Origin of the sequence: Bacillus sanguinis (genome assembly GCF_018332475.1) — a bacterium.
GTDB classification, from domain to species: domain Bacteria; phylum Bacillota; class Bacilli; order Bacillales; family Bacillaceae_G; genus Bacillus_A; species Bacillus_A sanguinis.
Genome location: NZ_BOQB01000209.1, coordinates 1 through 23,166, shown reverse-complemented (window position 1 = coordinate 23,166; position 23,166 = coordinate 1). Strand labels below are relative to the sequence as shown.

Here is a 23,166-nt window from a genome sequence, read left to right as displayed (position 1 = left end):
TGAGAAAAATACGAAAATAATGCACTTACACGAAATGATTCCACTCCCTGTTCTTTACAAAATCGAACAACCATTTCTTCAAATGAATTTGATAACTTTTTTAAACCATCAATGTATTGCAATTGCTCTACTTGCAGTTTTTGAACCGCATTTACATTTTTATGTTTTAAATTCTCATATATTTGTTCTCCAAGCGTTTGAATGTTTTCATATGCTTTTTGAATAATAACGAGCTTTTCATATAATTGTATATACATATAGCTTCCTTCCCTTTTACAAGACTAAATTTACAATTAAACCGTGGATTTCTCCAATTTGATTTAACATTTCTAAATGTCCCGTTTTTGTATTAATTAAATTCATTACATCTTCTAACTCATTTAATCCCATTTCCGCCTGCTTCACAATCGTCATTTTTTGTGAATATCCATATCGCGGATGACGAGACATGACATCTTTATATTGCAATACATTATCAACGTAAAAATTCAAAAATGATTTTACTGTATTTTTGTATTCCATTACGTTATCAAGTGTTAATTCCATTTCAATTTTCTCTTTAATCTCTCCAATATTATCAACAAACGCTTCCATTTGTTCTAACAATTTATCTTTTTTCGGATCTGCATGCAAATTATCCGAAAATGCAAGTCCTGTCCTGACATTTGCTTCTTTCGGCATTTGAGTAGCAGGCGGTATATGCGATAAAATTGGATTATGCGAGATAGAACGCAGCATATATATCACCTATTTATTTTTTTATTTCTTCCTAAAGTTAATCGTAAAATCTAGTTATTTATAATTATACTCTGAACACTAATATTTTGCAGTTATTTTTTATAGAAGATATGTTACAATTTAGCATGAGGTGGCACAATTCTATGAATATTTTTCTTTGTGGTTCAAATCAATTAACAGCATTAGATCAAGAAGAAATTAAAAAATTTTTAACTGACTATGCTCACAAACATAAAATTTACATATTATGTTATAAATCTATTGAAAATGAGGTACTTCGTTTTTTCGTCGAAAACGAAAGACTCGCTCAAAATTTATGCCTTTACACGCTACAACCGTTACAAGCAGTAACAGATGAATTCCAAGAAATCGTTGATTATTTAAAAAAACACGGAGCCGAGTATGTTGCTTTTGATCATCCTTCCGACTCTATTTACCGATCAGATTATATGTTTTTTGTGAAACAAATTATTGAAGATACCGATTTAGTTCTCTGTTTTTATAACGGAGACAAACATACATCTGTCATTCCCGTTGATATTGCAAAAGAAGCTGGGATTGATGCTGTTATTTATGATTTACCAGGTTTACATGAAAAGCAAATGAAAAAAAGCTTTGAACAAAAAATTCGTATGATGTAAAGGGGGCGGCACAATATCGTTATTGTGCCCAGTGTAAATATGATAATTGAACAAGATTATGATCATTTTATCGCGAGTTTTAAACAACAATTCAATATGGATATCGCTTCGTATAAACAAGATAGAATGCGTCGTAGAATCGATGCTTTTATTTCAAGAAAAGGTTTTGAAAACTACACTACTTTCTTAAGTACTTTACGTGTCGATCAAAGCTTATTTTTAAGTTTTATTGACTATATTACAATAAACGTTTCAGAGTTTTTTAGAAATAAAGAACGTTGGCAAACACTAGAAACGAAAGCACTACCAAAATTACTCGAACAAAATAACGGAAAATTAAAAGTATGGAGTGCCGCTTGCGCTGCTGGTGAAGAGCCATATACACTCTCTTTAATTTTAGCGAAACATCTATCTCCATTTCGCTATGAAATACTAGCAACGGATCTTGATTTTCATATTTTAGAGACTGCAAAACGCGGTCAATATACGGACCGTTCTTTAAAAGAATTACCTAGCGATTTGAAAGAGCGTCATTTCACAAAAGAGAATGATATATATTCATTGCATCAAAACATGAAGCAAAACGTCACGTTTAAACAACATGATCTGTTAATGCAGTCGTTCGATACAAATTACGATTTGATTATTTGTCGTAACGTAATGATTTACTTCACAGAAGAAGCAAGAGTCAAACTTTACGAAAAGTTTAGCCGTTCTTTACGAAAAGGCGGTGTGCTATTTGTTGGTAGCACAGAACAAATTTTAACACCCGAACGATTCAATCTTCAGCGCTTTGATACATTCTTTTACGAAAAAATATAGAAAAAGCAGGATTAATTCACCCTGCTTTTTTTGTATTTATTAACTAAAATCATAATGAGGAATTGCGGAATTACATTCAAAAAACTGACTAATAGTAATAATTGATAAGGAGTAAACGGTTTAAAATAACCCCGAATCACGTGACTTTTTTCATGTCCACGATTCGAGGTCTCATCCATTTTCTTATATAAATCGAATTAAAATAATACAAACAACCCATATAAAGAGAAACAGAAACGTCATGGACCATTTATGTTCTTGCATCGTTTGTTTCAACACCTGTGATAATTGTGTCATATTCATTTCTGCAAGTGCTCTCCATACACTTGCATCCCGCTCTTTAGCCGTGCGATCCGTGACACTAATTAAAATGGTTTCATTAGATAATTTCGTTATATACGCAGTAATAACCGTTACCATTAAATTTATATTTCCTTCCGACGAATCACTCTCCACGTTAGAAAGGAGTGCACTTACATCTAGTAACGGAATATGTACCTTTCTACCAAATGATAGTTGTACTTCAGCGAAATCATACGTTCCATCTAACAAAGGCAGTTCTTTTATATGCGCCTGTTTCACAAGCCCTTGCAAGCTTCTCATTATTTGTTCATATACTTTTTCGGTTTGCTTTCCTTCTCCAGATAACGCGTGTAACTTTTTAAAAAGTTGTAACACTGTATCCATCTCTTTAGAAAGCATTTCTTTCACAATCTTTCCGTCACCTAAACTAGCAAGTAAAATTCCGATTTCATTATTTTTCATAATGATTTTGGAATGCCCAGTAAAAACTAGGTTACTACGTTTTCGTTCTTTCTGAATCTCATGTTCTGAAATAGCTGCAGGCTGTTTTAATGGTTGTAGCGTCTTATTTTCAATTGTCGTACGTTTAATTTCCATTTAAGCGCCTCCACTACGGTGAAATAATTAGCCCCATTCTTTATTACTCTTTAAAACTAAAAAGAGTACGAATAAACCTGACATAATAGCAAACACATTAGAAGCTTGTACTCCTTGTTCGCTATTTTCTTCCTTTTTCTTTTGCGGTTCTTCTATTTGTTCTTTCTTTTTCGAAACGACCCCATTGTCATTTCTGCTTTTGTTCTCTTTTTGAGCCTTCCCATCACTTACGTCCTTCTGATCTGCCAATGGCTCTTTTATAAAGTAAGTAATTTCTTTTTTCTCTTTTAGCGGCTCTTTTATAAAATCGTTTATTTTCTCTTCTTGCTTCGGAATTTGAACAACTGGCTGTTTTTTTTCTAGAAGCGGAATCTCTACTTTCGGGTCTTCCTGCTTCTCAGATTCTTTCTTATCTTCTAATGTATCTTCATTCTCTTGTTCTTCTACCTTTTTATCCTCTTCTGTTTTTTGCTCCAAAACAGAAACGATATACTCACTTGCCTCTACCAGTTTATTGCCGGCCGCATCCACTACCTCTATAAGTAGTTCGTATGTGCCGATTGGCAACGCATCCGTTATTTCAAATACTTTTTGCCATTCCATATCGCGCTTATTGTAGTCTAATAAAATTGTAATCTCTTTATTATCTTTCCCTTTTAATGTAACTCGAACTTCTTTCACAACCGATTCTTTGTCTGCCGCCTTCACTCGCACACGTATAGAATCGCCTTGTTTCCGTTCAATTAACTTCTCTTTCGCTTCATCAATAGTAACTTTATGTAACTTCGGCAATTCTTTATCTATAGTTGGCGTTTCATTTTTAATCTGAACGAGCGGGACTTTCACTTCATTTTCAGTGAGTTCTTCTTTCTCATTTTCTTTATAGCTTTGAATGAGCTGCAGGTTCCAATCACCTTGCAAATCAAAAGTCTCGACCTTGTAGTTAGCAATCCATCGCTTCATTTCCTCTTCATACTTAAACGATAGCATTCTTTCTTGTTCATACTGATTGCCGTTTCTTGGCAAGTGCAAAATCCCTTTTATACTTTGAACATTTTTCTCTTTCGGCTCTACAATAACCCGCACTTCTTCGCCAACTTTTAATTCCGGCTTATTTACTGTAATAATCCCTTGATCCGTCTCTATCTTTTTTTCAATTTCTTGTTCATTTGCTACTTCTTGTTGTTGCTCTTTACCTTGATTCACTTCCACTTGCTCTGGCTGCCCATGAACTTCTTTGTTTTTTTCTTGCACATTCACTTCATTTATATTTTGATCTGGCATATTTTGCTCTTCCGCATGACTTTGCAGCGGGAAGAGCAAGCACACATGTATGCATAGCCAGCAAATTAGAAAAAACTTTACGTTTTTCATCTGCCTGTTCAAACTCCTATTTCAATGCCTTATAGTGATTTCGTCACTTTCACTCCGAAAAATCCATCTACATTTACAAGTTCACCATACGCCACCAATACATCATTTACATAAATTCGAATTGGTTCATCAATATCTTCATCTAAAACAACGGCTTCATTTTCTTGTAAACTTAATATATCTTGAATGGTTTTCACTGTACTTCCAAATACAAATTTCACGTTCATTTCTACATTTTGTAGAATGGTTGTATCCATATATACTGGCTCAATTTGTTTCACTTCTTTAAATTCAATCGGTTGTACAACAGGTTCTACAACCTCTTCTTCTATTTCTTCCTCAGCAATCTCTTCTTCCGCTTCTACCATTGGATATAGCAGTCGTCTTACCATTTCTTTCGCTTCTGAAATTGGTAAAATTTGATACATTTTCGATTGAAGCAGGTCACCGATTTCAAGATTGAACGTAATTTGAACGAGCTCGTCCACTTCCATTGCTTCTCCCAAATATTCCATTTCTTCTTTTAATGTAACAAATTTTACGTCTGGCGGTGTCATGTCCATCTTCTCTTTAAACATTTCTGACATCGCTGTTGCAGCATGGCCCATCATTTGGTTCATAATTTCTTTAATACCGCTCAGTTCTAATTCACTAAGCTCTTTCTCTGGGTCAATCTCCCCTGTTCCCATCATCATTAAATCTACCATTGTCAAAGCAACATCTTTCGTAAACACGAATACGTTCTCATTTTTTAAACCTTCAACAAAATCAACATTTAAAATAACAAAAGGAACTGGTACTCCGTCATAATGACGTACATTAATCGCTTCTACATTTGGTGTACTAATCGTAACCGGTTGATTTAATAGCGTTGATAATACCGTTGAAGCTGAACCGATTGAAATATTCGCAATTTCACCAAGTACATCTTTCTCTTCTTGCGTTAGTTGCTCTTTTTCGGCATGTTTTCCTACAATCTCAGCTTCCACTACTTCTACCGGCTCGTCCTGCTCTTCCACTTCACCAGACAATTGTAGTAATTTATTTATCATCTGTTTCGTATGTTCAACTGAAACAATTTGTACGAGTTTAGAGTTTACAAGATTATCTATTTTAAGGTCAAACGACACTTTAACAATCGTGTTATTTTCAGTTATTCCAGAGATTTTCTCCATCTCTTCTGATAACTTTACAACTTTAATTGTCGGCGGAGACATGTCTACTGTATCTTGGAAGAATTCTGACATAGACGTCGCTGCGAATCCCATCATTTGGTTCATCGCTTCTTGTACAGCACTTAGCTCTAATTCGCCAAGCTCTTTCCCTTCTTCCACTTCACCTGTCCCCATCATCATTAAATCAGCAATCGATAAAGCAACATCTTGCTGAAGGACAAGTAAATTCTCCATATCTAACCCTTTTGTAAAATGAATGTTTAATACAACATGAGGCACCTCAACATCACTTGTATCATATAAGTCCACTAACTCTACATGAGGAGCAGTTATACTTACTTGCCTATTTAAAATTGTTGATAATACTGTCGAAGCTGAGCCAAATGATATATTTGCAATTTCACCAAGAATATCACATTCTTGAGGCGTTAAAAGCTCCTTTTCTTTATCTAGCACAATTGTGCTCGTATCCCCTTTTGTGTGTTGCTCAGGCATTTTCCCTGCCTCCTCATTTTTGTTTTTCTATCAAATGAATACACTCTCTATTTATTACATTCATTATATTTTAACAAACTTCCTACACTAATCGTGAACATGTATTTATTTCCATTTATATATTAATTTTCTTATATTTGCATAGTTAACAAAAAGCTCCCCAATTGTTTACAAGTGGGGAGCTTTCCTTCATTCCTATTATAAACCTTCAGGGTTTAAAATGAGGACCACTCGTCCATCGCCGAGAATCGTCGCGCCAGAGAAATAGTTCGAACTATCTGCAAAGAAGTCACCTAATGACTTTAACACTATTTCTCTTTGACCGATAATTGTGTTTACAATAAGTCCATAGCTACGATGTGTATTACGAACAATTAACACAGGAACCATTTGACTATCATATGACTCAAACGCCTCATCTACTGTTTTTTCACCAAATACAGTACTTAAATGCTTCACTTCAATAATTTGATCACGATAGTTTAACACGTCTTTTCCTTGTAGGGATTGGATGTCTTCTCTCTTAATTCGAATCGCTTCGACAATGTTACCAAGAGGTAGAGCATAACGCGTGTCATTTGTTTGAACAAGCATCGATTGAATAATAGATAATGTTAACGGAAGTTCAATTCTAAATGTACTTCCTTTTCCTTCCTCTGAATCAATAATCAAATGCCCACCTAGACTATGGATTGTATGTTTTACAACATCTAATCCAACCCCGCGCCCGGAAAGATCCGATACTACTTCAGCTGTACTAAATCCTGGTTGGAAAATGAGATCATACACTTCACGATCTGTTAACTTATTTGCCTCAGATTCTGTTACAACACCATTTTTAATCGCTTTTTCTAATACTTTTCCTTTATGAATACCATTTCCGTCATCCGTAATTTGAATAACAACATGATTTCCACTATGAAAAGCTTCTAATTTAATCGTACCTGTCTCATTTTTCCCTGCATCACGACGTTGTTCAACAGTTTCAATCCCATGGTCAATCGCATTACGAATTAAATGAACGAGTGGGTCACCGATTTCATCAATAACAATTTTATCAACTTCAGTATCTTCACCTGTAATTTGTAAGTCGATTTTTTTCCCTAAATCTTTCGCTAACATACGTACCATACGCGGGAAGCGATTGAAAACAGTTTCTATCGGTACCATACGCATATTTAATAGTACATTTTGAATATCTTTTGAAATATCGCCTAATCGATTTAAGTGCTCAATTAACTCCTTGTCTTGAATCGTTTGTGCCAGTTCATCAATACGCCCACGTTCAATTACACTTTCTTCAAACATATTCATTAATCGTTCAATTTTCTCTAATTGAACACGAATGGAGCGATTCTCACCTTTAGCATTTTTCGTTTTTACAGCGCTTTTCATTGTCGTAGCACTTGCTGGTTGCTTCGCCGCCTCAATAGGTGCTTGGACCTGCGTAGTAACTACATCCGGTTGAATCAGTTCTTCTACTTGCACAGCTTCTTCTGTAGTAAACTTCGAATCTACTTCCTGTAAAGATTCTCCTTGTTTCACTACTACTTTCTCAATTTCAGAAACGTGGAGCACTACCTGTTTCAATTCTTCTACACTACGATCTGTATTCATAAATACTGTGAACTCAAATCCGAAAGCATCCGCTTCGATTTCTTCAATACTCGGAACCGTTTTTTGTATATCACCTATATTTTGCAGTGCTTCAATACACATAATGGCACGTACTGCTTTTAAAATAGCTTGCTGTTCAACGGTTATATGTACTTCATGCGAAACTGCATCATCTTTGTTTATAGACTCTTGTTCTACATGTTCCGCACTGGTTTCTACATTTCCGTTCAATAAAGCTTCTAATTTATTTTTCGTTGATACTACATCAATATTACCCATTCCGCCTTGTTGCACATCTGCAACCATTTTCTCTAAATTATCAATGCACTCAAAAATCACATCAATAATATTTGCATGTACAACTATATTCCCATGACGAATTTCATCTAAAACGTTTTCCATTTTATGCGTTAAATCCGCCATTTCCGTGAATTCCATACTCGCAGACATACCTTTGAATGTATGGGCTGAGCGGAATATCTCTCCAACTACACCCATATCAGCAGGATTCTGTTCTAAAATTAGCACATTTTCATTTAGCGACTGCAAATGTTCTTCCGATTCCTCAAAAAATATATTTAACAGATCTGTTTGCATTTTCATCCCCTACCTGTCTAACAAACATTTCATTTATGTATAACAATTTAGTGTTTTAAAACGAGAAAAAAGGGGGCCACACATCTTTCCGTTATCACTGTTTTGATTCCTTGTGGCGCCCCTTTTATATTAGCTGTTTGCTACTTTTGTTAAAGCTTCAATTACACGATCTGCTTGGAATGGCTTGACAATAAAGTCTTTTGCTCCACCCTTAATTGCATCTAAAACCATACCTTGTTGTCCCATTGCTGAACAAATAACAACCTTTGCACTTGAATCAATTTTCATAATTTCTTTTAACGCTTCAAGTCCGTCCATTTCCGGCATAGTAATATCTAATGTTACAATATCAGGTTGAAGTTCTTTATATTTTTGAATCGCTTCTACCCCATTCTCTGCTTCTCCGATAACCTCAAATTCAGAATTACTTTTTAATAAGTTTTTAATCATCGTTCGCATAAACATTGCATCGTCTACAACTAAAATTTTATGTGCCATTCTATTTGATTCTCTCCTTCTATGTATAAATATATCTTAATATTTCACCTTATCATTCTCACTCATTATACAAAATAAAACGATAAAATTTAATATTTTTTTAAAAGAATTTCTGTATTTTTATTATTTTATTACTAAAATAAAAATATACTATTCTTTAATATAAATGACAACGCGACGGTTTTTCTCCCAATTTTGCGGTGAATCATTTGGTACGACTGGTTTTGTGTCTGCATATCCTACCGCAGCTAACCTTTTATCCTCCACATTATACACTTCAATTAAGTGGTGGATCATATTAGCCGCCCTCGCTGAAGATAATTCCCAATTAGAAGGGAACTTCTCGTTATGGATTGGTCTACTATCTGTATGCCCTTCTACAACAATTGGGTTTGGTACAGATTGAAAAAATCCGACTAATTGACTAATGATCTCTTTTGCTTCCGGTTTAACGTTCGCATCGCCCGTATCAAATATTAAATTATCTACTATAACGACGCTTACTCCTGTATCCTCTCGATATACATTCACTTGACTAATACCGTTATTGTCTACATATGCTTTTAACTTTTTGTACAAGTCATCCATTCGCTTTTTTGAGATCATTTTTTCATCATTTTTTTCATGTGAAATATCTGGTATCGTATTTTCCATTACTTTTGCATCAACTTGCTCTGCATCACTAAACTTTTCAAGCATCTTTGATAATTTTACTGTATCTTGCTTTGATGTAGCAACTAGTAATACAAAGAAAGTTAATAATAACATCGTTAAATCTGTAAAAGTCGTCATCCAACGAGGCGATCCCTTTTGCGGTCGTTTTATCATCACCATACCACTCCTTGCAATATTAGGCTGCTCGTTTTACTTTTTTTATTTTTGTTTCGTATACGTATGTATCCAGTTTCAACTTTAATTTAGAAGGGATTTGTCCACGATACAATTCTGAAATTGCTTCAATTACAAACTTCTTCTCTGTATATAGATCGTCAATACCACGATACACTTTTTCAGCAAGAGGGATCGCAATCATATTTGCAAGTACTGATCCATACAATGTCGTTAACATCGCAACTGCCATCCCTGTACCAATTTGCGACGTGTCCTGCAAGTTTTGAAGCATAATGATAAGACCGATTAAAGTCCCTATCATTCCCCAAGCTGGAGCGAAATCACCAATTTTATCTAATAATGTCGCTCCCTTTCTTAACTCATACACTTCCGTTTCAACATCTTTCATTAACACTTCTTTTAATTCCTCTTCATCATAACCACTTAACATGAGTTGAATTCCTTTTTGAATAAAAGGATTGTCAACTTGCTCTCCGTCAACTTCTAAAGAAAGCAACCCGTGTTTTTTGGATTTTTTCGAAAAATCAACAAACAAATCCGTTAACTGCTCTAAATCTTCTTCTCTTCTATGTAAAACAGTAAAAATACTTTTCGTATATTTTTTTATTTCTCCAAATCGATATGCCACAACAATTGTCGCTGTAGTTCCCCCTATGACGATTAAAATAGATGAAATATCTAAAAAGTTTTTAAAAGCTTTTATTCCACCGCCGCCAAGCATAATTGCCGCTATTACAATAGCAAAACCTACTATTATGCCCAATGGGCTAGAAATATCAAACTTCCTTTTTTTTCTTTCTGGTCTAGCAAATCCTTGATTTCCGTCTCCCATATTCCTGCCCTTTCCTTTTTCATTTTTATAAAACATTTTTTTATTTTAATAATGCGTTTTCACATATAATGTTTATTATACGCTCATCATCTATTTATCGCAATATACTCATAAAATTGACACATTTCATTTCCATATTAGAATTATAGTATGGAAATATGAGGAGGATCACGATGGAACATAACATTTTACAAGTCATTGCACTAGCAGAAAAACTAAAATATGAAATGCGACATAGCTGGCTTTCTAATGGACGTCAAGAAAGTGTTGCTGAACATACGTGGCGCATGTCTCTAATGGCCATTTTAGTTGAGCCTTATTTAGATCAAAAAGTAAATATGGAAAAATTACTTAAAATGGTTATTATTCACGACCTAGTCGAGGCAGAAGCTGGTGATATTCCTGCTTTTGATACAATGAATAGTCATGAATTACAATTACAAAAACAAAAAAATGAGCAAGAAGCCATTTTAAATATTAAACGAACATTAAAAGGTTCTCTCGGTGAGGAATTATATGATTTATGGATGGAGTTTGAAGCGAAAGATACGTACGAAGCAAAAGTAGCTAACGCACTTGATAAGCTTGAAGTGAAAATTCAGCATAACGAAGCTGATATTGATACGTGGCTTCCAATTGAGCATAAAATGACATTCCAAGTAGCAAAGCATACTAACTTTGATTCTTTCCTATCTAAATTACAAAAAATCATCGAGCTAGATGGAGAAAAGAAATTACTAGCTGCCGGCATTGACGTCGAAGCTTGCAAACAATAATGAAAAGACACTCAATATGAGTGTCTTATTTCATTATTGTTGATATAGCTTGCTTGTAAATAAGTTGTTGTTTTCCATCAACTAACATTAAAACTGTAAATTTGTCTATTGCGACAACTTCTCCTACTATTCTAACGCCACTCTTTAAAAAAATTGTAACAATGCCTTTTTCTTCTTTTATTTGTTTATATAGCTCTTCTTGTAAATGTTCCAAATACTGTTCTCTCCCTTTCTCACAAAATATCTTAATATAAAAAACTATAAATTATTTATTTATGTACTTTATCTTTTACATTCATAAACTTATTAATAAGTATATCTAAATCTCGGCTAAATAACAAAACTTTATCATGATCCAATCCGTGTCTAGCAACAAGTTGAATTAGCTCTTTCTTTTTATTTTCTATTTTATTGTGTAATTTTCCCATCTCCATCTCTTTACTAAAACTCCCTTTTCCCATAATATTACTTGTAAAATTATAGTACAAATTCTCTCATAAAAAAATATATAAATGGTTTTTTTTACAATTTTTATATTTTTTTATGCACAAATCGTAAAATATGTAACGATTCATTCACATATCCCTAGCACAATATACAATCAAAATGACCATACAGGCGTTTGTCTAATTACTCAAGAGACTGGCTCCTTTTCCATACAAAAAACATATTGTATACAGTAGTCCATGAATTATATAGATTTAACTTACTCAAAAGGAGGAAAACATATGAGCTATGGTGGAAGTTGCGCTGGTTTCGGCGGTGGATTTGCTTTGCTTATCGTACTATTCATCCTTCTAATCATCATCGGATGTAGCTGTTGGGGTGGCGGCGGATACGGATACTAATATATCCTATCCTTAACAAATGAACGAAAAACTATACGAAAACAGCTCATATTTGAGCTGTTTTTTCATACTTTCGTATGAAGTGCTATCCCTCTTTTTTATGATTTCAACTAATAAAAAAACGTTTACCATGAAATTAGAAATATTTTAATAAGGAGGATTACAATGATTAAAGGTCTTTACGAAGCACATTTACCTGTCCGTAACTTAGAGATATCAATATCTTTTTATAAATCACTTGGACTGAAATTATACAAAAGAGGAGCTGATATTGCTTTCTTTTGGATTAAAGAAAATGAAAGTTGGCTCGGCCTTTGGGAAGGCACAGAATACAAAGTTAATTATCACCCTTCTTTACGACACATCGCCTTTCAAGTAAGCTTACATGATTTAGAAAATGCGATAGATTGGCTAAATCAAAAAGGCATTTCAGCACGAAAAGACTTTGGAATGGAACCAATTGAGCCGATTGTTTTTCCAGAATTAGCCCATGCCTCCGTATACTTTAACGATCCTGACGGCAATAGTTTAGAATTGATTGCACAATTACCTGTTGGACTCCCTACAGAGGATAAAGTATATTTAAGCGAATGGAAAAAACAAGTTCAAGCATCCTTATTACATAAGGATTAAGCTTTTTATGTTAATTTGATCCCATTCATTATTTCTTGCCCAACAATAATTCTTTTAAAATGTCAGCTGAGAAGAAACTACATATTTATGTTAAAATACAAATAAGTTTGTGAAAAAATGCACTTAAATGATAAACTTCAACTAGTTACACTTGATTAAACAGGAGGGCTATTTTGGAAATCACATTCATTTTCATATGTATTATATTAGTAGCTTCTATTTTACAAACAAGTACAGGTTTTGGCTTTTCTATTATGGCAACACCTTTCTTACTCATGTTATTTCTACCACAAGAAGCTATACAAATAAATATCATTTTATCATTAATTATTTCCATATCACTCATTTGGAAAATAAGAATGGATATTGATTTTATACTACTGAAAAGGTTAATTTTCGGTAGTATAGTTGGTGTACCTTTTGGTATTTTCGTTTTCATTTCTATTAACATCAACACGTTTAAATTAGCAATTAGCATCCTGCTCTTATTATTAACGTTGATGCTAATATGCAACTTTAAGATTGAATCAACAAAATCTAGAGATTTCTTAGTGGGCGGATTATCCGGTCTTTTAACGACAAGTATCGGTATGCCAGGACCACCCTTGTTACTGTACTTTACAGGAACGGATACGAAAAAAGAGAAGTTGAGAGCAACTACTTTAGCTTTTTATCTATTTATATATTTCATTAGTCTACTAACTCAAATACTCTTTACTGGCACAAACAAAACAATTTGGGAATCAAGTTTTTATGCTATTCCAATCGTATTTCTAGGTTTGTATATAGGTCAAATTATTTTCAAATGGCTTAATCAACGGATTTTCAAAATATTTACGTATATTCTTTTGAGCTGCACAGGTATATATCTTCTTATTGAAAGTTTGCATTTGTTATAGAAGGTGCTTTAGTTTGTGCCATAACAGATGGGTTTTAAATGAAGTATCGTCGTTATATTTTTAAACATGATAACGATAAAAAAGCGGCTATTATGCCGCTTTTTATTTTCAAATTAAATATTTTAAAACTAGAAGCCCACCTATCGCTATTACAAACACATTGAAAAAAATCAGCCAGCTTTTTTCAAAATCTTTATATCTCTCTTCTTTCACCCCACGTTGTTTTAGCTTCTCAATTACGGTTTTTAATTCTTGTTCATGCTCGGTACTTCCTAATTGTATATAGTTATTATCTATAGTAATTCCATATACATTCTTCATTTTTTTATGTCTCGAAACTGCTTGAATTGAGCTAATTAGCACATTGTACTCATTTGTTTTTTTATAATAACAATCTAACGATTTAATTCGTAATCTTGTATTTGTTAAAACAATGTAATAGTAAAAAGTAGCACCTGCCGTGAATATATTCGGTATAACTTTAGAATTTACAAGACTCCCCTCTTCTACTAATATTTCACATTCGATTTCTTCCCCTTCTTGTAACTCTTTCCGAACTGATTCTTCCAACATTTGCACCGTTACTTTCTTCAATAACTCCCCGTTTTTCACATAATACTTATCTATATTTATAGTCTCTTCCGCTTCTTTCTCTAAACGTGTAATTTCTTCCTCTGAATATTGGAGCTCATTTAACATAGATAATAATCTTTTATCCATATTACACACTCCCTTTCCACAGTTTTTGAAGTTTTTTCTTCCCACGAGAAATTCGATTGTATATATAATCCGCCGTTACTTTTAACTCTTTCGCAATATCGTCAATGGAATACCCATCAATATACCTCTTTAAAAAGATATATCGATCTTTCTTATTTAAATCTTGGACTATTTCCATAATCTCTTCTTCTTGTTCTATTTCATACCTATCATGGACACTTGTATTTATTTCTACGTCTTTATCGATTTTATTCTCTTTATATACTTTCTTTTTATATTCCAATGCCTTTAATTTTGTAATACCAATCATCCAAGATTTTAAGTTTCCCTTATCTATATCAAATTGATCGATATGAAACCAAATGACAGTAAATACATCGTTATAACAATCATCCACATATTGTTTTTCAATAGGGGTACTTAATGATTTATGAATAATGTACAAAATTAATTTTCCATATTGATCAATCACTTCTTTCAAAGCATCTTGATCGCGTTTTTTCATAGCTATAATTAAATCCTCTTCAGAATTGAAAATCATAAGCATCTTCCTTCCTCAATTCCCCTTTAGCAGCTGCCTTTACTTACTATTGGCATTCCATTCTCATTTTCTATCACTTTTGTAAAAAATTCTTAATTTTCATTTCTATGTATATGATAACAAACAAAATACCTAAGTTCAGAAAGTAATATCTACATTCTGAACTTAGGTATTAGCAATCAAACTATCCACTTATACTACCGTTTCATCACAAATCTCTGTTACATTTTTAAAATATTGCAAGTTCTCCTTCGCTTCAGCTTCATTAAATAAATTGAGTTGCTCATTATTTCAGTAGCAAATTCAACGTATGCAGACCCTACCGCTGTTATTATTTTTCCATCAACCGTTACATCTTTATTTTGTTTATATTCCCATTCATGTAAATGCGCTAATTGTTTTTCATCTGGTATTAACGATGTTGAGAATTTCTTCTTATTCAGTACTCCTGCCGTATGTAGTAAAGATGTTCCTGCACAAATACCCGCTATCCATTTATTTTGCTTATGTAATTCGTTCACGATAGATAACAACTTTTCATTTTCTAAATGATCAAAAATATGTCCGCCTGGTACGATAAGCACTTCATAGTCTGCTACTTCAATATGCTCGATAGCGACATGTGGTTGACACAAAAAACCGCCTTCTCCTGTAACTGTTTTTCCGTCTACAGTTGCTGTTATTATTTCAAATTGCTTACTTATCAAAAATAAACTCGCTATATTCACTTCAAATTCTGCAAATCCATCAAACAAAAAAATTAAAGCTTTTTTCATATTATCTCCTTCCCCTATACTTATTCGAAGACAATCACCTTTCTCCTCCAAAAAAAAAGCAAACCTGCATCACAGGTTTGCCTCTTTGCTCACTTCTTATTAAATCCTTTTTCTCTTAAAAACTCTTTCATATGCATTCTTTTTTCTTTAGACATAAATGCACTCATTGATTCCGTCCATGTTACGTTTTTTTGATTTGATGATCTTTCTTTATAATACGCGCTCATCGTTTCGTCGTATTCGTTTAATAATTCATCATATTTCTTTTCATCATATCCATTTTCATGAAGGATAGCTGTTACTGGTAAACGTGGTTTCACTCCATGATCTTCATCTGGTACACCGACTGTCATTCCGAATACAGGATATACTTTATCTGGTAAATGAAGCAATTCACTCACTTCTCTCGGATTATTACGAATACCACCAATGTAACAAATACCGTATCCTAACGATTCTGCTGCTAGCGCTAAGTTTTGCGCAAAGAGTGAAGCATCTACTGTCGCAACGATAAAATCTTCTACTCCTTCATGCTTTATCTCGGTACCATGTTTTTCACATGCCATTTCAAGTCGTTTTAAATCCGCACAACAAACAAAGAATGCTGCACAGTCTTTCACGTGACGATTTCCGGATAGCTCTGCTAGTTTAACCTTTAGGTCTTGATCTGTTACATATATAACAGAATAAGCCTGTACAAAATGCGAGGAAGCAGCATGCTGCGCAGCTTGCACCATTCTTTCTACTACATCTTTCGGAATAGATTCTTCTTTATATTTACGAACTGAAACGTGTTGCTCCATTTTATGTATAATCTCATTCATGAAAAACACTCCTTTTTTCTCTTCCTAATGAAAAATTAACATATCTTTTTCAATATTCACAACTTATAAGCACAAAAAGAGCAATTCTTTTTGAATTGCTCTTTTTTAAAACGTACATTAGTACGGTAAATGAAATTATATCGACGATAATTTAAATATATCAACGATTCCTTACACTATATCAACGATTTTTCGAATATATCGTCGATTCGACAAGGAATATCGACTTACCGACAAATAACGACAAACTCACACCAAATTATTTCTTATCTTATTACGCCGCTTTCAAAACTTTAATACCTTTTACGATATTCCAAATGAAGTAATAAATCCCTACAAGAATGAACATTGCATATGTGATCATCATTCCAATTCCAGCACCATCAGATTGATTGAAGCTTAAACCATATATACCGGACACTACTAATCCACCAATTAAAATCGCATACGGGAAAATATGTGACCAAAATGCTTTTTTCGCGTGGTATTTCACTTCATCCTCCGCAACGAAGTACACGATAATTGGTAGTAAAAATGGTGCAAAAAAGATACTAAAGTAACATAGTGAAGATAATATATTATTTCCTTTCATCCGATTCACCTCTACTGTTTTTTTGTTATCTTCATTATGTCAGGAATCTATTCTAGAAACTATCGCTTTACCTTTCATGAAGGTGACATATTTGTAAGATTTTCCTCAAAAACAATCCCGCCTGAACTTCCAGACGGGATTACTTTTCTTTATATTCGATTCATAAACCAATATTGCGTAATGGCTAAATACTCTCGTATATTCGATGGAATGACAATTCGCTTCGGTGTTTTGGCTGACAGCCCTTCTAATTGTAAACCTTGTTTTGCTGCTATTTTTTTCGCTCTAAACATATGAAAATCATTTGTTACAATCATTCCTTTTTCCATATTGTCCGGAATTAAAGGTTTTGAGAATGTAATGTTCTCATCTGTACTCGTTGACTTGTCCTCCATTATAATGCGGTTTTCTGCAATATTTTGTTTCATTAATCCTTGTTTCATTGCTAATGCTTCTGAAATATCTTCTCCTTTTCCTTTCCCTCCAGACACAATAGCAATCGTTTTCTCATGTGATTTTAAATACTCAGCTGCTTTATCAATACGATATTGCAATGAGTACGATGGTTTCGTTCCGTTTACTTTCGAGCCTAATACAATGATATAATCCGCATCGTAGGTCGCATTCATATGCCCATGCTTATAAATGTTATATTGTAAAAATCCCGCATAAACAACGCAAACCATTATAATTGCTATCATATACTTAATTATTTTTTTCTTTCTCATATCCGTATACTCCTATGTTCTTTGCTTCTTTCATCATAATATCCGTTTATTTGTTTGTATACAGACAAATTCCAATTCACCCTAATTTATCCTTCAAAAAGTAATATTTATATTCCTTTCGGGAACAGTAAGTACAACTTTGCACGAAGGAGTGTCCCTATTGCTTCTCTTTTTATGTAACGTATCATTCTTTTTTATTTTATTTTTATTGTCACTTAAACTGCTGGGAAAATCTGCTTTAGCACAACTAACGCCTCATGATTTTGGTGCTATTATCTTTTTATCTTATTTAGCTTTTCAGGCCATACCAGTCTCTGGTGCTTTGCAAGCTTTTCTCGGTATGGTCGTTATTACATGTTTACATTTAATCCTTACAAAATTAAGCCTATTCAACAAACTAAATCGTTTTATTCTCGGGCACCCCATTATTTTAATTAAACATGGTGACATTATTTTTGAGAACTTACAAAAAAGTAGATATCCCATCGCTGAATTACTTTCTAACCTTCGCGTCGCAGGATACCCAAGTGTTCATGAAATTGAATATGCTATTTTAGAAGCAAATGGAGCCATTAGCATTTTACCAAAGCGTGAACTTGTCCCATTAACTCCGAAAGATTTGAACATAGATGTTACGTATGCTGGATTACCAATTGCCCTTATTGTTGATTCGCAAATTCAATACGATAACTTAAAGTTAATTCATAAGGACGAAAAGTGGTTATATAAAGAATTAAAAGAAAAAGGAATTACAAACATTACAAATGTTGCCTTTGCTTCTGTTCAAGAAATTGATGGATCTTTTGCTATTAGTTTAAAAAAATAAAAAATCCCCTTACTTGCTCAAGGGGATTTTCTTCATTATATTACTTCTTTCTCACCTGCCATATTTAATGGAACAGGATGTTTCATACGATTCATCGTAAATAGAATAATCGCTGTTATTACTTCAGCTACTGGCATAACGAGCCAAATTCCGTTTATCCCAAATAACTTTGGCATAATCCATAATAATGGAATAATAAATAGTAGCCCTCGGCTCATTATAATCAGTATTGATTTCTTCGTTTGTCGTACTGATTGGAAGTACTCTCCATACACAATGTTATAGCCTAAAAATACGTATTGGATAAAGAACAAACTAATACCTGTTAATGTTAACTCCAATAATTGTGGAGATTGGACATCAAATAGGCCAATAATATATTTCCCGAAGAATAATCCGACAATTATCGCAACGCCGCCAAGTACAACTGCAATTTTCACAGCAAACTGTAATCCTTCACGTAATCTTTCTGATAAATTTGCACCGTAATGGAAACTAGCAATTGGTTGCAATGCAGCACCTACACCGAAGAATAATAGTAATGTCATAGCATGAATGCTGTTTACCATCGCATAGGAAGCTACTCCTACTTCTCCTGCATATTGAACGAATGCTATATTAAAACCAATCGTTACGATTGCCACTGTACTTTCTGTTATAAAGCTCGGAAAACCGATTATCATAATTTGTTTAATCGTATCCCATTCAAAATGGAATTTCGTCCACTTTAAAATACTACTTTTTCTAAAGAAATGCGTTAATAATACAAGGAAACCAATTGCTGCCGAAAGAATAGTTGCTGAAGCAGCTCCTGTTACGCCCCATCCAAAAATAAAAATAAAAATATAGTCAAACACTATGTTTAATATAGCTGTTACAACAAGACCTGCCATTGCTAAATTAGGATTTCCATCATTTCGTATAAATGTACTTAAAATGTTTTCTAAAACATATATCATCCCAAATGTTAATAACACGTGTAAATAGTCTAACGCATACGGTAAAATCACTTCGTTTGCACCGAATAAATACGCTAAATCTTCTATTCTCCATAAGCAAATCGCTGCTAAAATACCTACGATAATGACTGCCACTGTCATGGATTGAGTGAAAATAGACCTTGCTCTTTCTATTTTATTTTCACCTAGTGCAATAGAATATAACGTTGCCCCGCCCATTCCAATCCATAATGAAATAGAGAAGAAAATTGAAAATGCTGGAATAGCCACGTTTACTCCTGCTAATCCGTTCGCTCCAACTCCCCTACTAATCATAACCGCGTCAATCACAATATTAACTGACATTAATACCATTCCGAGAACGGCTGGTATTAAATAAGTGATAAATAAACTTTTAATTGGTTTTTCTCTTAATTTTTCTGTTACTTCCATACTATTTTGCTCCTTTTTTCAACGCTCTGTTCACAGTTTAAACCTTCAAGTAACTTGAAGGTCAAGAGAGAATTAAAAAATAGGTAACTGAATTATATTAATGAATGTAAATTTGTCATCAGTTCAAAGGTTTTCACCTTATTTTTTCACTACAGGAATTTGAATTTCGGTTACTTGCTCATCTGGATTTTCTGTTACAGACCAATCAATTAATGCAATCTCAATCGCATCTCCGTCTATTTCATATCCTTCTTGATCAATGTATTTCATTAACTTCTTATATGTTTCATCAGTTTCTTCATATGGCCCATGATGATATACACAGGCAAACATACCTTCTTTAATTTCATCTGAACGATGTACTTGAAAAGGCATGTAATCCAAAAGGATAAACACACTGCTATATGCTTGAAACTCATTTTGCATTAATCCTTTTTTTGCAACAGTTACACCGATATCTCCAGAAAATAAGCTATCATCCATTTGCCTCATATTTTTTTGCAACGAATGAATGTAGTACTCAAACATATCGTCCGTTGTATTTGGAGCAACCGCAATTGCTGTAATTTTTCGCCGCGGGATCTCTTTCATTACCATTTGTTCAGCTTTTGCTTTTGTGGCTTCCTTAATCAAATGAATTCTATGCTCCATTTTCGCCAAAGCGTACTCAATTTCTCTTTGTTTTTTCAACATCATTTCTTGTTGTTTTTCCAGTAAATTCAGTGCGTATGCTGGATTTCTTTCATCAATATATTTCTTAATTTCCTTTAATGGAATATTTAATTGGCGTAAAAATTTTATCGTATCTAATAGTGAAAATTGATCGATTGTGTAATAGCGATAATTTGTTTGTGGGTCCACAATGGACGGATGAAATATTCCTTTTTCATCATAATAACGTAAAGTAGATTCCGCTATATTATGCATTTTTGCCATTTCTCCAATTGTAAAACGTTTATTTAATAACATCTTTTATTCCCTTCCATTCCTATTTACTTCATTATATGTTCATTTTATCTTCAAAACAAAAAAAGAATTCCCATACGAGAATTCTTTTTATTCATTATTACACCTCTATTATTATAGGAAGGATCATCGGCTTTCTTTTCGTATTCGTATATATATACTTCCCTAAAGCTTCTCTTACTTCTCTTTTCAAAATCCCCCAGCTATTCACTTTCTCTTTCTTTAAATTATTAATCGTAATAACAGCTAATTTATTTAATTCCTTCAAAAATTCTTCTGAATCACGAACATAGACAAATCCACGAGATATAATATCCGGACCTGAAATTATATCTCCATCCGCTTTATTAAAAGTAATAACTATAACGAGCATTCCATCTTCTGAAAGTTGTTTTCGATCACGTAATAAGGCATTTCCAACATCACCAATTCCTAATCCATCTACATATATATTTCCTGCCTGTATTTTTCTAGATTGAATTGCCACTTCATTACTGATATCTACAACATCTCCATTACGAACGATAAAAATATTCTCTTTTTCAACTCCAATTGATTCTGCTAACAAACTGTGATGATGTAGCATTCTAAATTCTCCATGAATAGGGATAAAATATTTTGGCTTCATTAAAGTAAGCATTAATTTCAATTCTTCTTGATACGCATGACCAGATACATGGACTCCAGTAGAACTACCTGATCCGTAAATTACTTTTGCTCCTAATGCGAATAAATTATCTATAATTCGTGAAACGTTACGTTCATTTCCCGGAATAGGCGTTGCGGCTATAATAACCGTATCTTCTGGTAAAACATCCACTTGTCTATAGTTTCCACTCGCTAAACGCGCTAAAGCTGCCATCGGTTCTCCTTGACTTCCTGTACAAAGTATCGCTACCTGCATTGGATCTAAACGATTTACTTCACTCCCTTCAATTAACATACCGTCTGGAATATGTAAATACCCTTTCTCTAGAGCAACTTCTACTACATTTACCATACTTCTCCCGAGCAAAGCCAGTTTTCGATTTGTTTTTATACAAGCTTCAACTATTTGCTGAACACGATTCACATTAGAAGCAAATGTAGAAATAATTACTTTTCTATTTGCTTTCATAAATATTTCCTCTATCCGTTCCCCTACCGATCTCTCTGATGGAGTAAAACCTGGTCGTTCTGCATTTGTACTTTCAGATAGTAAAGCTAGTACACCTTCACTACCTATTTTAGCCATTTTATGAATATCAGGATGTTGGTTATTTACTGGTGTTAAATCAAATTTAAAATCCCCGGTATGCACTACAGTACCTTCTCGTGTATGAAACACAATACCGAGACAATCTGGAATACTATGATTCGTTTTAAAAAATGTCGTCTTAATAGAACCGAGATCGATTTCTGATTCAGCGTGAATAACAATTAATTCTGTCTCATTTTGAAGATTATGCTCTTTTAATTTAATTTCAATTAAACCTAACGTTAACTTCGTCGCATAGATTGGTACGTTTAGTTGTTTTAAAAAATATGGTATTCCACCAATATGGTCCTCATGTCCATGCGTCACGACTAACCCGCGAATTTTTTCTTTATTTTCTTGTAAGTATGTGATGTCTGGGATTATTAAATCAATTCCTAATAAACTTTCATCTGGAAATTTAGATCCACAATCAATAACGACAATATCATTTTCATATTGAATAGCATACATATTTTTCCCTATTTCATTTACTCCACCTAAAGCAACGATAGACAAGTTTTTCTTTAATGAATTCAAAGGATAGGCCCTCCCTTTCACATTTATAATTCGTGAAATAGCATTTAGGCTTTATTATTTGTAATGAAACAGAACTTCATACTATTTTATACATATATAAATTCACACACTACTCTTATATGTATATCCCCAATTACACAGTCTCTCTCTAAAAAAGCTCCCATTTTTTCATTGATTTTTTGTAAAATCTATTATATATTAATTACAGGTTCAAATTACGAGTTCAAAAGCACTTGTAATCAGACCCTTTGTTTAATGGGTTTTACATATTTTCATTAGGCAAATTCCGAGAAATCGTATGATAAAAATAAAAATGATGAGGAGAGGATCC

The 23,166-nt window shown here is 33.5% G+C and carries 25 protein-coding genes and 2 pseudogenes; 7 read left to right on the top strand and 20 right to left on the bottom strand.

Annotated elements, in window-relative coordinates; genetic code table 11:
- Nucleotides 1-257: pseudogene (locus tag KI369_RS21005) on the bottom strand (hypothetical protein); the annotation flags it as partial.
- A gap of 16 nt (nt 258-273) precedes the next feature.
- Entirely contained in the window at nt 274-738 is a 465-nt protein-coding gene (locus KI369_RS21000; RefSeq protein WP_000946323.1) for a YaaR family protein, read from the bottom strand.
- A 143-nt stretch (nt 739-881) separates the two neighbouring features.
- Between KI369_RS21000 and KI369_RS20995 the strand changes: the two genes are divergently transcribed.
- Nucleotides 882-1,379: a hypothetical protein gene (locus KI369_RS20995; RefSeq protein ID WP_063263693.1), complete on the top strand. Its 498-nt coding sequence runs from the start codon at nt 882-884 to the stop codon at nt 1,377-1,379.
- A 39-nt stretch (nt 1,380-1,418) separates the two neighbouring features.
- Nucleotides 1,419-2,201 carry a CheR family methyltransferase gene (locus tag KI369_RS20990; RefSeq protein WP_212957260.1) on the top strand — a complete coding sequence of 261 codons (783 nt, stop codon included), beginning with the start codon at nt 1,419-1,421 and terminating at the stop codon, nt 2,199-2,201.
- Nucleotides 2,202-2,384: 183 nt separating this feature from the next.
- On the opposite strand, the gene KI369_RS20985 is transcribed toward KI369_RS20990, so the two are convergent.
- The 7 genes from KI369_RS20985 to KI369_RS20955 form a co-directional block, all read right to left on the bottom strand.
- Entirely contained in the window at nt 2,385-3,101 is a 717-nt protein-coding gene (locus KI369_RS20985) for a hypothetical protein (RefSeq protein ID WP_212957259.1), read from the bottom strand.
- Nucleotides 3,102-3,128: 27 nt separating this feature from the next.
- Nucleotides 3,129-4,475, bottom strand: coding sequence for a transglycosylase (locus tag KI369_RS20980; protein ID WP_212957258.1), 1,347 nt, complete (start codon nt 4,473-4,475; stop codon nt 3,129-3,131).
- A gap of 29 nt (nt 4,476-4,504) precedes the next feature.
- Nucleotides 4,505-6,145 (bottom strand): flagellar motor switch protein, encoded by a 1,641-nt coding sequence (locus KI369_RS20975; protein ID WP_212957257.1) that lies wholly within the window; start codon nt 6,143-6,145, stop codon nt 4,505-4,507.
- A gap of 198 nt (nt 6,146-6,343) precedes the next feature.
- Complete coding sequence (locus KI369_RS20970) at nt 6,344-8,359, bottom strand: chemotaxis protein CheA (protein WP_212957256.1); 2,016 nt, start codon at nt 8,357-8,359, stop codon at nt 6,344-6,346.
- Between the two features lie 129 nt (nt 8,360-8,488).
- On the bottom strand, nt 8,489-8,857 hold the full coding sequence (locus tag KI369_RS20965; RefSeq protein ID WP_000940577.1) for a response regulator: 369 nt from the start codon (nt 8,855-8,857) through the stop codon (nt 8,489-8,491).
- A 150-nt stretch (nt 8,858-9,007) separates the two neighbouring features.
- Nucleotides 9,008-9,685, bottom strand: a complete 678-nt coding sequence (locus KI369_RS20960) for an OmpA family protein (protein WP_166702278.1) — start codon at nt 9,683-9,685, stop codon at nt 9,008-9,010.
- A gap of 22 nt (nt 9,686-9,707) precedes the next feature.
- Entirely contained in the window at nt 9,708-10,541 is an 834-nt protein-coding gene (locus KI369_RS20955) for a flagellar motor protein MotP (protein WP_212957255.1), read from the bottom strand.
- Between the two features lie 173 nt (nt 10,542-10,714).
- On the opposite strand from KI369_RS20955, the gene KI369_RS20950 reads away from it, so the two are divergent.
- Nucleotides 10,715-11,317, top strand: coding sequence for an HD domain-containing protein (locus KI369_RS20950; RefSeq protein ID WP_212957254.1), 603 nt, complete (start codon nt 10,715-10,717; stop codon nt 11,315-11,317).
- A gap of 25 nt (nt 11,318-11,342) precedes the next feature.
- Here KI369_RS20950 and hfq read toward each other — a convergent pair whose 3' ends face one another.
- Together hfq and KI369_RS20940 are read right to left on the bottom strand one after the other, a co-directional pair.
- Complete coding sequence (gene hfq, locus KI369_RS20945) at nt 11,343-11,531, bottom strand: RNA chaperone Hfq (protein ID WP_000400660.1); 189 nt, start codon at nt 11,529-11,531, stop codon at nt 11,343-11,345.
- 55 nt (nt 11,532-11,586) lie between these two features.
- Nucleotides 11,587-11,805, bottom strand: coding sequence for an aspartyl-phosphate phosphatase Spo0E family protein (locus KI369_RS20940; protein WP_002096752.1), 219 nt, complete (start codon nt 11,803-11,805; stop codon nt 11,587-11,589).
- A gap of 240 nt (nt 11,806-12,045) precedes the next feature.
- Here KI369_RS20940 and KI369_RS20935 point away from each other — a divergent pair, with 240 nt between their 5' ends.
- The 3 genes from KI369_RS20935 (at nt 12,046) to KI369_RS20925 (ending at nt 13,697) form a co-directional block, all read left to right on the top strand.
- Entirely contained in the window at nt 12,046-12,165 is a 120-nt protein-coding gene (locus KI369_RS20935) for a YjcZ family sporulation protein (protein ID WP_000120179.1), read from the top strand.
- 165 nt (nt 12,166-12,330) lie between these two features.
- Nucleotides 12,331-12,798 carry a VOC family protein gene (locus KI369_RS20930; RefSeq protein WP_212957253.1) on the top strand — a complete coding sequence of 156 codons (468 nt, stop codon included), beginning with the start codon at nt 12,331-12,333 and terminating at the stop codon, nt 12,796-12,798.
- 173 nt (nt 12,799-12,971) lie between these two features.
- Nucleotides 12,972-13,697: a sulfite exporter TauE/SafE family protein gene (locus KI369_RS20925; protein WP_212957252.1), complete on the top strand. Its 726-nt coding sequence runs from the start codon at nt 12,972-12,974 to the stop codon at nt 13,695-13,697.
- A gap of 108 nt (nt 13,698-13,805) precedes the next feature.
- On the opposite strand, the gene KI369_RS20920 is transcribed toward KI369_RS20925, so the two are convergent.
- The 6 genes and pseudogenes from KI369_RS20920 to KI369_RS20895 all read right to left on the bottom strand — a co-directional run bounded on the left by KI369_RS20920 (nt 13,806) and on the right by KI369_RS20895 (nt 17,878).
- Nucleotides 13,806-14,417 carry a flagellar motor switch protein FliG gene (locus KI369_RS20920; RefSeq protein ID WP_212957251.1) on the bottom strand — a complete coding sequence of 204 codons (612 nt, stop codon included), beginning with the start codon at nt 14,415-14,417 and terminating at the stop codon, nt 13,806-13,808.
- Between the two features lies 1 nt (nt 14,418).
- The gene (locus KI369_RS20915) at nt 14,419-14,964 is read right to left on the bottom strand and encodes a sigma-70 family RNA polymerase sigma factor (RefSeq protein WP_212957250.1); all 546 of its coding nucleotides are present in this window, start codon (nt 14,962-14,964) and stop codon (nt 14,419-14,421) included.
- A 186-nt stretch (nt 14,965-15,150) separates the two neighbouring features.
- Nucleotides 15,151-15,734, bottom strand: a pseudogene (locus tag KI369_RS20910) (DJ-1/PfpI family protein).
- An 89-nt stretch (nt 15,735-15,823) separates the two neighbouring features.
- Entirely contained in the window at nt 15,824-16,558 is a 735-nt protein-coding gene (gene nfsA / locus KI369_RS20905; RefSeq protein WP_212957249.1) for an oxygen-insensitive NADPH nitroreductase, read from the bottom strand.
- A 274-nt stretch (nt 16,559-16,832) separates the two neighbouring features.
- The gene (locus KI369_RS20900) at nt 16,833-17,150 is read right to left on the bottom strand and encodes a magnetosome magnetite crystal formation protein family (RefSeq protein WP_212957248.1); all 318 of its coding nucleotides are present in this window, start codon (nt 17,148-17,150) and stop codon (nt 16,833-16,835) included.
- Nucleotides 17,151-17,299: 149 nt separating this feature from the next.
- On the bottom strand, nt 17,300-17,878 hold the full coding sequence (locus KI369_RS20895) for a YdcF family protein (RefSeq protein WP_212957247.1): 579 nt from the start codon (nt 17,876-17,878) through the stop codon (nt 17,300-17,302).
- A gap of 160 nt (nt 17,879-18,038) precedes the next feature.
- Here KI369_RS20895 and KI369_RS20890 point away from each other — a divergent pair, with 160 nt between their 5' ends.
- Nucleotides 18,039-18,704, top strand: coding sequence for a DUF421 domain-containing protein (locus KI369_RS20890; RefSeq protein ID WP_212957246.1), 666 nt, complete (start codon nt 18,039-18,041; stop codon nt 18,702-18,704).
- Nucleotides 18,705-18,739: 35 nt separating this feature from the next.
- Here the strand turns inward: KI369_RS20890 and KI369_RS20885 are convergent, their stop codons facing one another.
- From KI369_RS20885 to KI369_RS20875, 3 genes are all read right to left on the bottom strand, one after another.
- Entirely contained in the window at nt 18,740-20,095 is a 1,356-nt protein-coding gene (locus tag KI369_RS20885) for an MATE family efflux transporter (protein ID WP_000454047.1), read from the bottom strand.
- A gap of 138 nt (nt 20,096-20,233) precedes the next feature.
- Nucleotides 20,234-21,064, bottom strand: coding sequence for a MerR family transcriptional regulator (locus KI369_RS20880; RefSeq protein WP_000925923.1), 831 nt, complete (start codon nt 21,062-21,064; stop codon nt 20,234-20,236).
- A 97-nt stretch (nt 21,065-21,161) separates the two neighbouring features.
- Nucleotides 21,162-22,835: a ribonuclease J gene (locus KI369_RS20875; RefSeq protein ID WP_212957245.1), complete on the bottom strand. Its 1,674-nt coding sequence runs from the start codon at nt 22,833-22,835 to the stop codon at nt 21,162-21,164.
- Nucleotides 22,836-23,166 lie beyond the last annotated feature (331 nt).

Bases quoted from the DNA above. Each gene is read 5' to 3' on its own strand.
- KI369_RS21000 (WP_000946323.1), bottom strand. From the start codon at position 738: ATGCTGCGTTCTATCTCGCATAATCCAATTTTATCGCATATACCGCCT.
- KI369_RS20995 (WP_063263693.1), top strand. From the start codon at position 882: ATGAATATTTTTCTTTGTGGTTCAAATCAATTAACAGCATTAGATCAA.
- KI369_RS20990 (WP_212957260.1), top strand. From the start codon at position 1,419: ATGATAATTGAACAAGATTATGATCATTTTATCGCGAGTTTTAAACAA.
- KI369_RS20985 (WP_212957259.1), bottom strand. From the start codon at position 3,101: ATGGAAATTAAACGTACGACAATTGAAAATAAGACGCTACAACCATTA.
- KI369_RS20980 (WP_212957258.1), bottom strand. From the start codon at position 4,475: ATGAAAAACGTAAAGTTTTTTCTAATTTGCTGGCTATGCATACATGTG.
- KI369_RS20975 (WP_212957257.1), bottom strand. From the start codon at position 6,145: ATGCCTGAGCAACACACAAAAGGGGATACGAGCACAATTGTGCTAGAT.
- KI369_RS20970 (WP_212957256.1), bottom strand. From the start codon at position 8,359: ATGCAAACAGATCTGTTAAATATATTTTTTGAGGAATCGGAAGAACAT.
- KI369_RS20965 (WP_000940577.1), bottom strand. From the start codon at position 8,857: ATGGCACATAAAATTTTAGTTGTAGACGATGCAATGTTTATGCGAACG.
- KI369_RS20960 (WP_166702278.1), bottom strand. From the start codon at position 9,685: ATGATAAAACGACCGCAAAAGGGATCGCCTCGTTGGATGACGACTTTT.
- KI369_RS20955 (WP_212957255.1), bottom strand. From the start codon at position 10,541: ATGGGAGACGGAAATCAAGGATTTGCTAGACCAGAAAGAAAAAAAAGG.
- KI369_RS20950 (WP_212957254.1), top strand. From the start codon at position 10,715: ATGGAACATAACATTTTACAAGTCATTGCACTAGCAGAAAAACTAAAA.
- KI369_RS20935 (WP_000120179.1), top strand. From the start codon at position 12,046: ATGAGCTATGGTGGAAGTTGCGCTGGTTTCGGCGGTGGATTTGCTTTG.
- KI369_RS20930 (WP_212957253.1), top strand. From the start codon at position 12,331: ATGATTAAAGGTCTTTACGAAGCACATTTACCTGTCCGTAACTTAGAG.
- KI369_RS20920 (WP_212957251.1), bottom strand. From the start codon at position 14,417: ATGGATAAAAGATTATTATCTATGTTAAATGAGCTCCAATATTCAGAG.
- KI369_RS20915 (WP_212957250.1), bottom strand. From the start codon at position 14,964: ATGCTTATGATTTTCAATTCTGAAGAGGATTTAATTATAGCTATGAAA.
- nfsA (WP_212957249.1), bottom strand. From the start codon at position 16,558: ATGAATGAGATTATACATAAAATGGAGCAACACGTTTCAGTTCGTAAA.
- KI369_RS20900 (WP_212957248.1), bottom strand. From the start codon at position 17,150: ATGAAAGGAAATAATATATTATCTTCACTATGTTACTTTAGTATCTTT.
- KI369_RS20895 (WP_212957247.1), bottom strand. From the start codon at position 17,878: ATGAGAAAGAAAAAAATAATTAAGTATATGATAGCAATTATAATGGTT.
- KI369_RS20885 (WP_000454047.1), bottom strand. From the start codon at position 20,095: ATGGAAGTAACAGAAAAATTAAGAGAAAAACCAATTAAAAGTTTATTT.
- KI369_RS20880 (WP_000925923.1), bottom strand. From the start codon at position 21,064: ATGTTATTAAATAAACGTTTTACAATTGGAGAAATGGCAAAAATGCAT.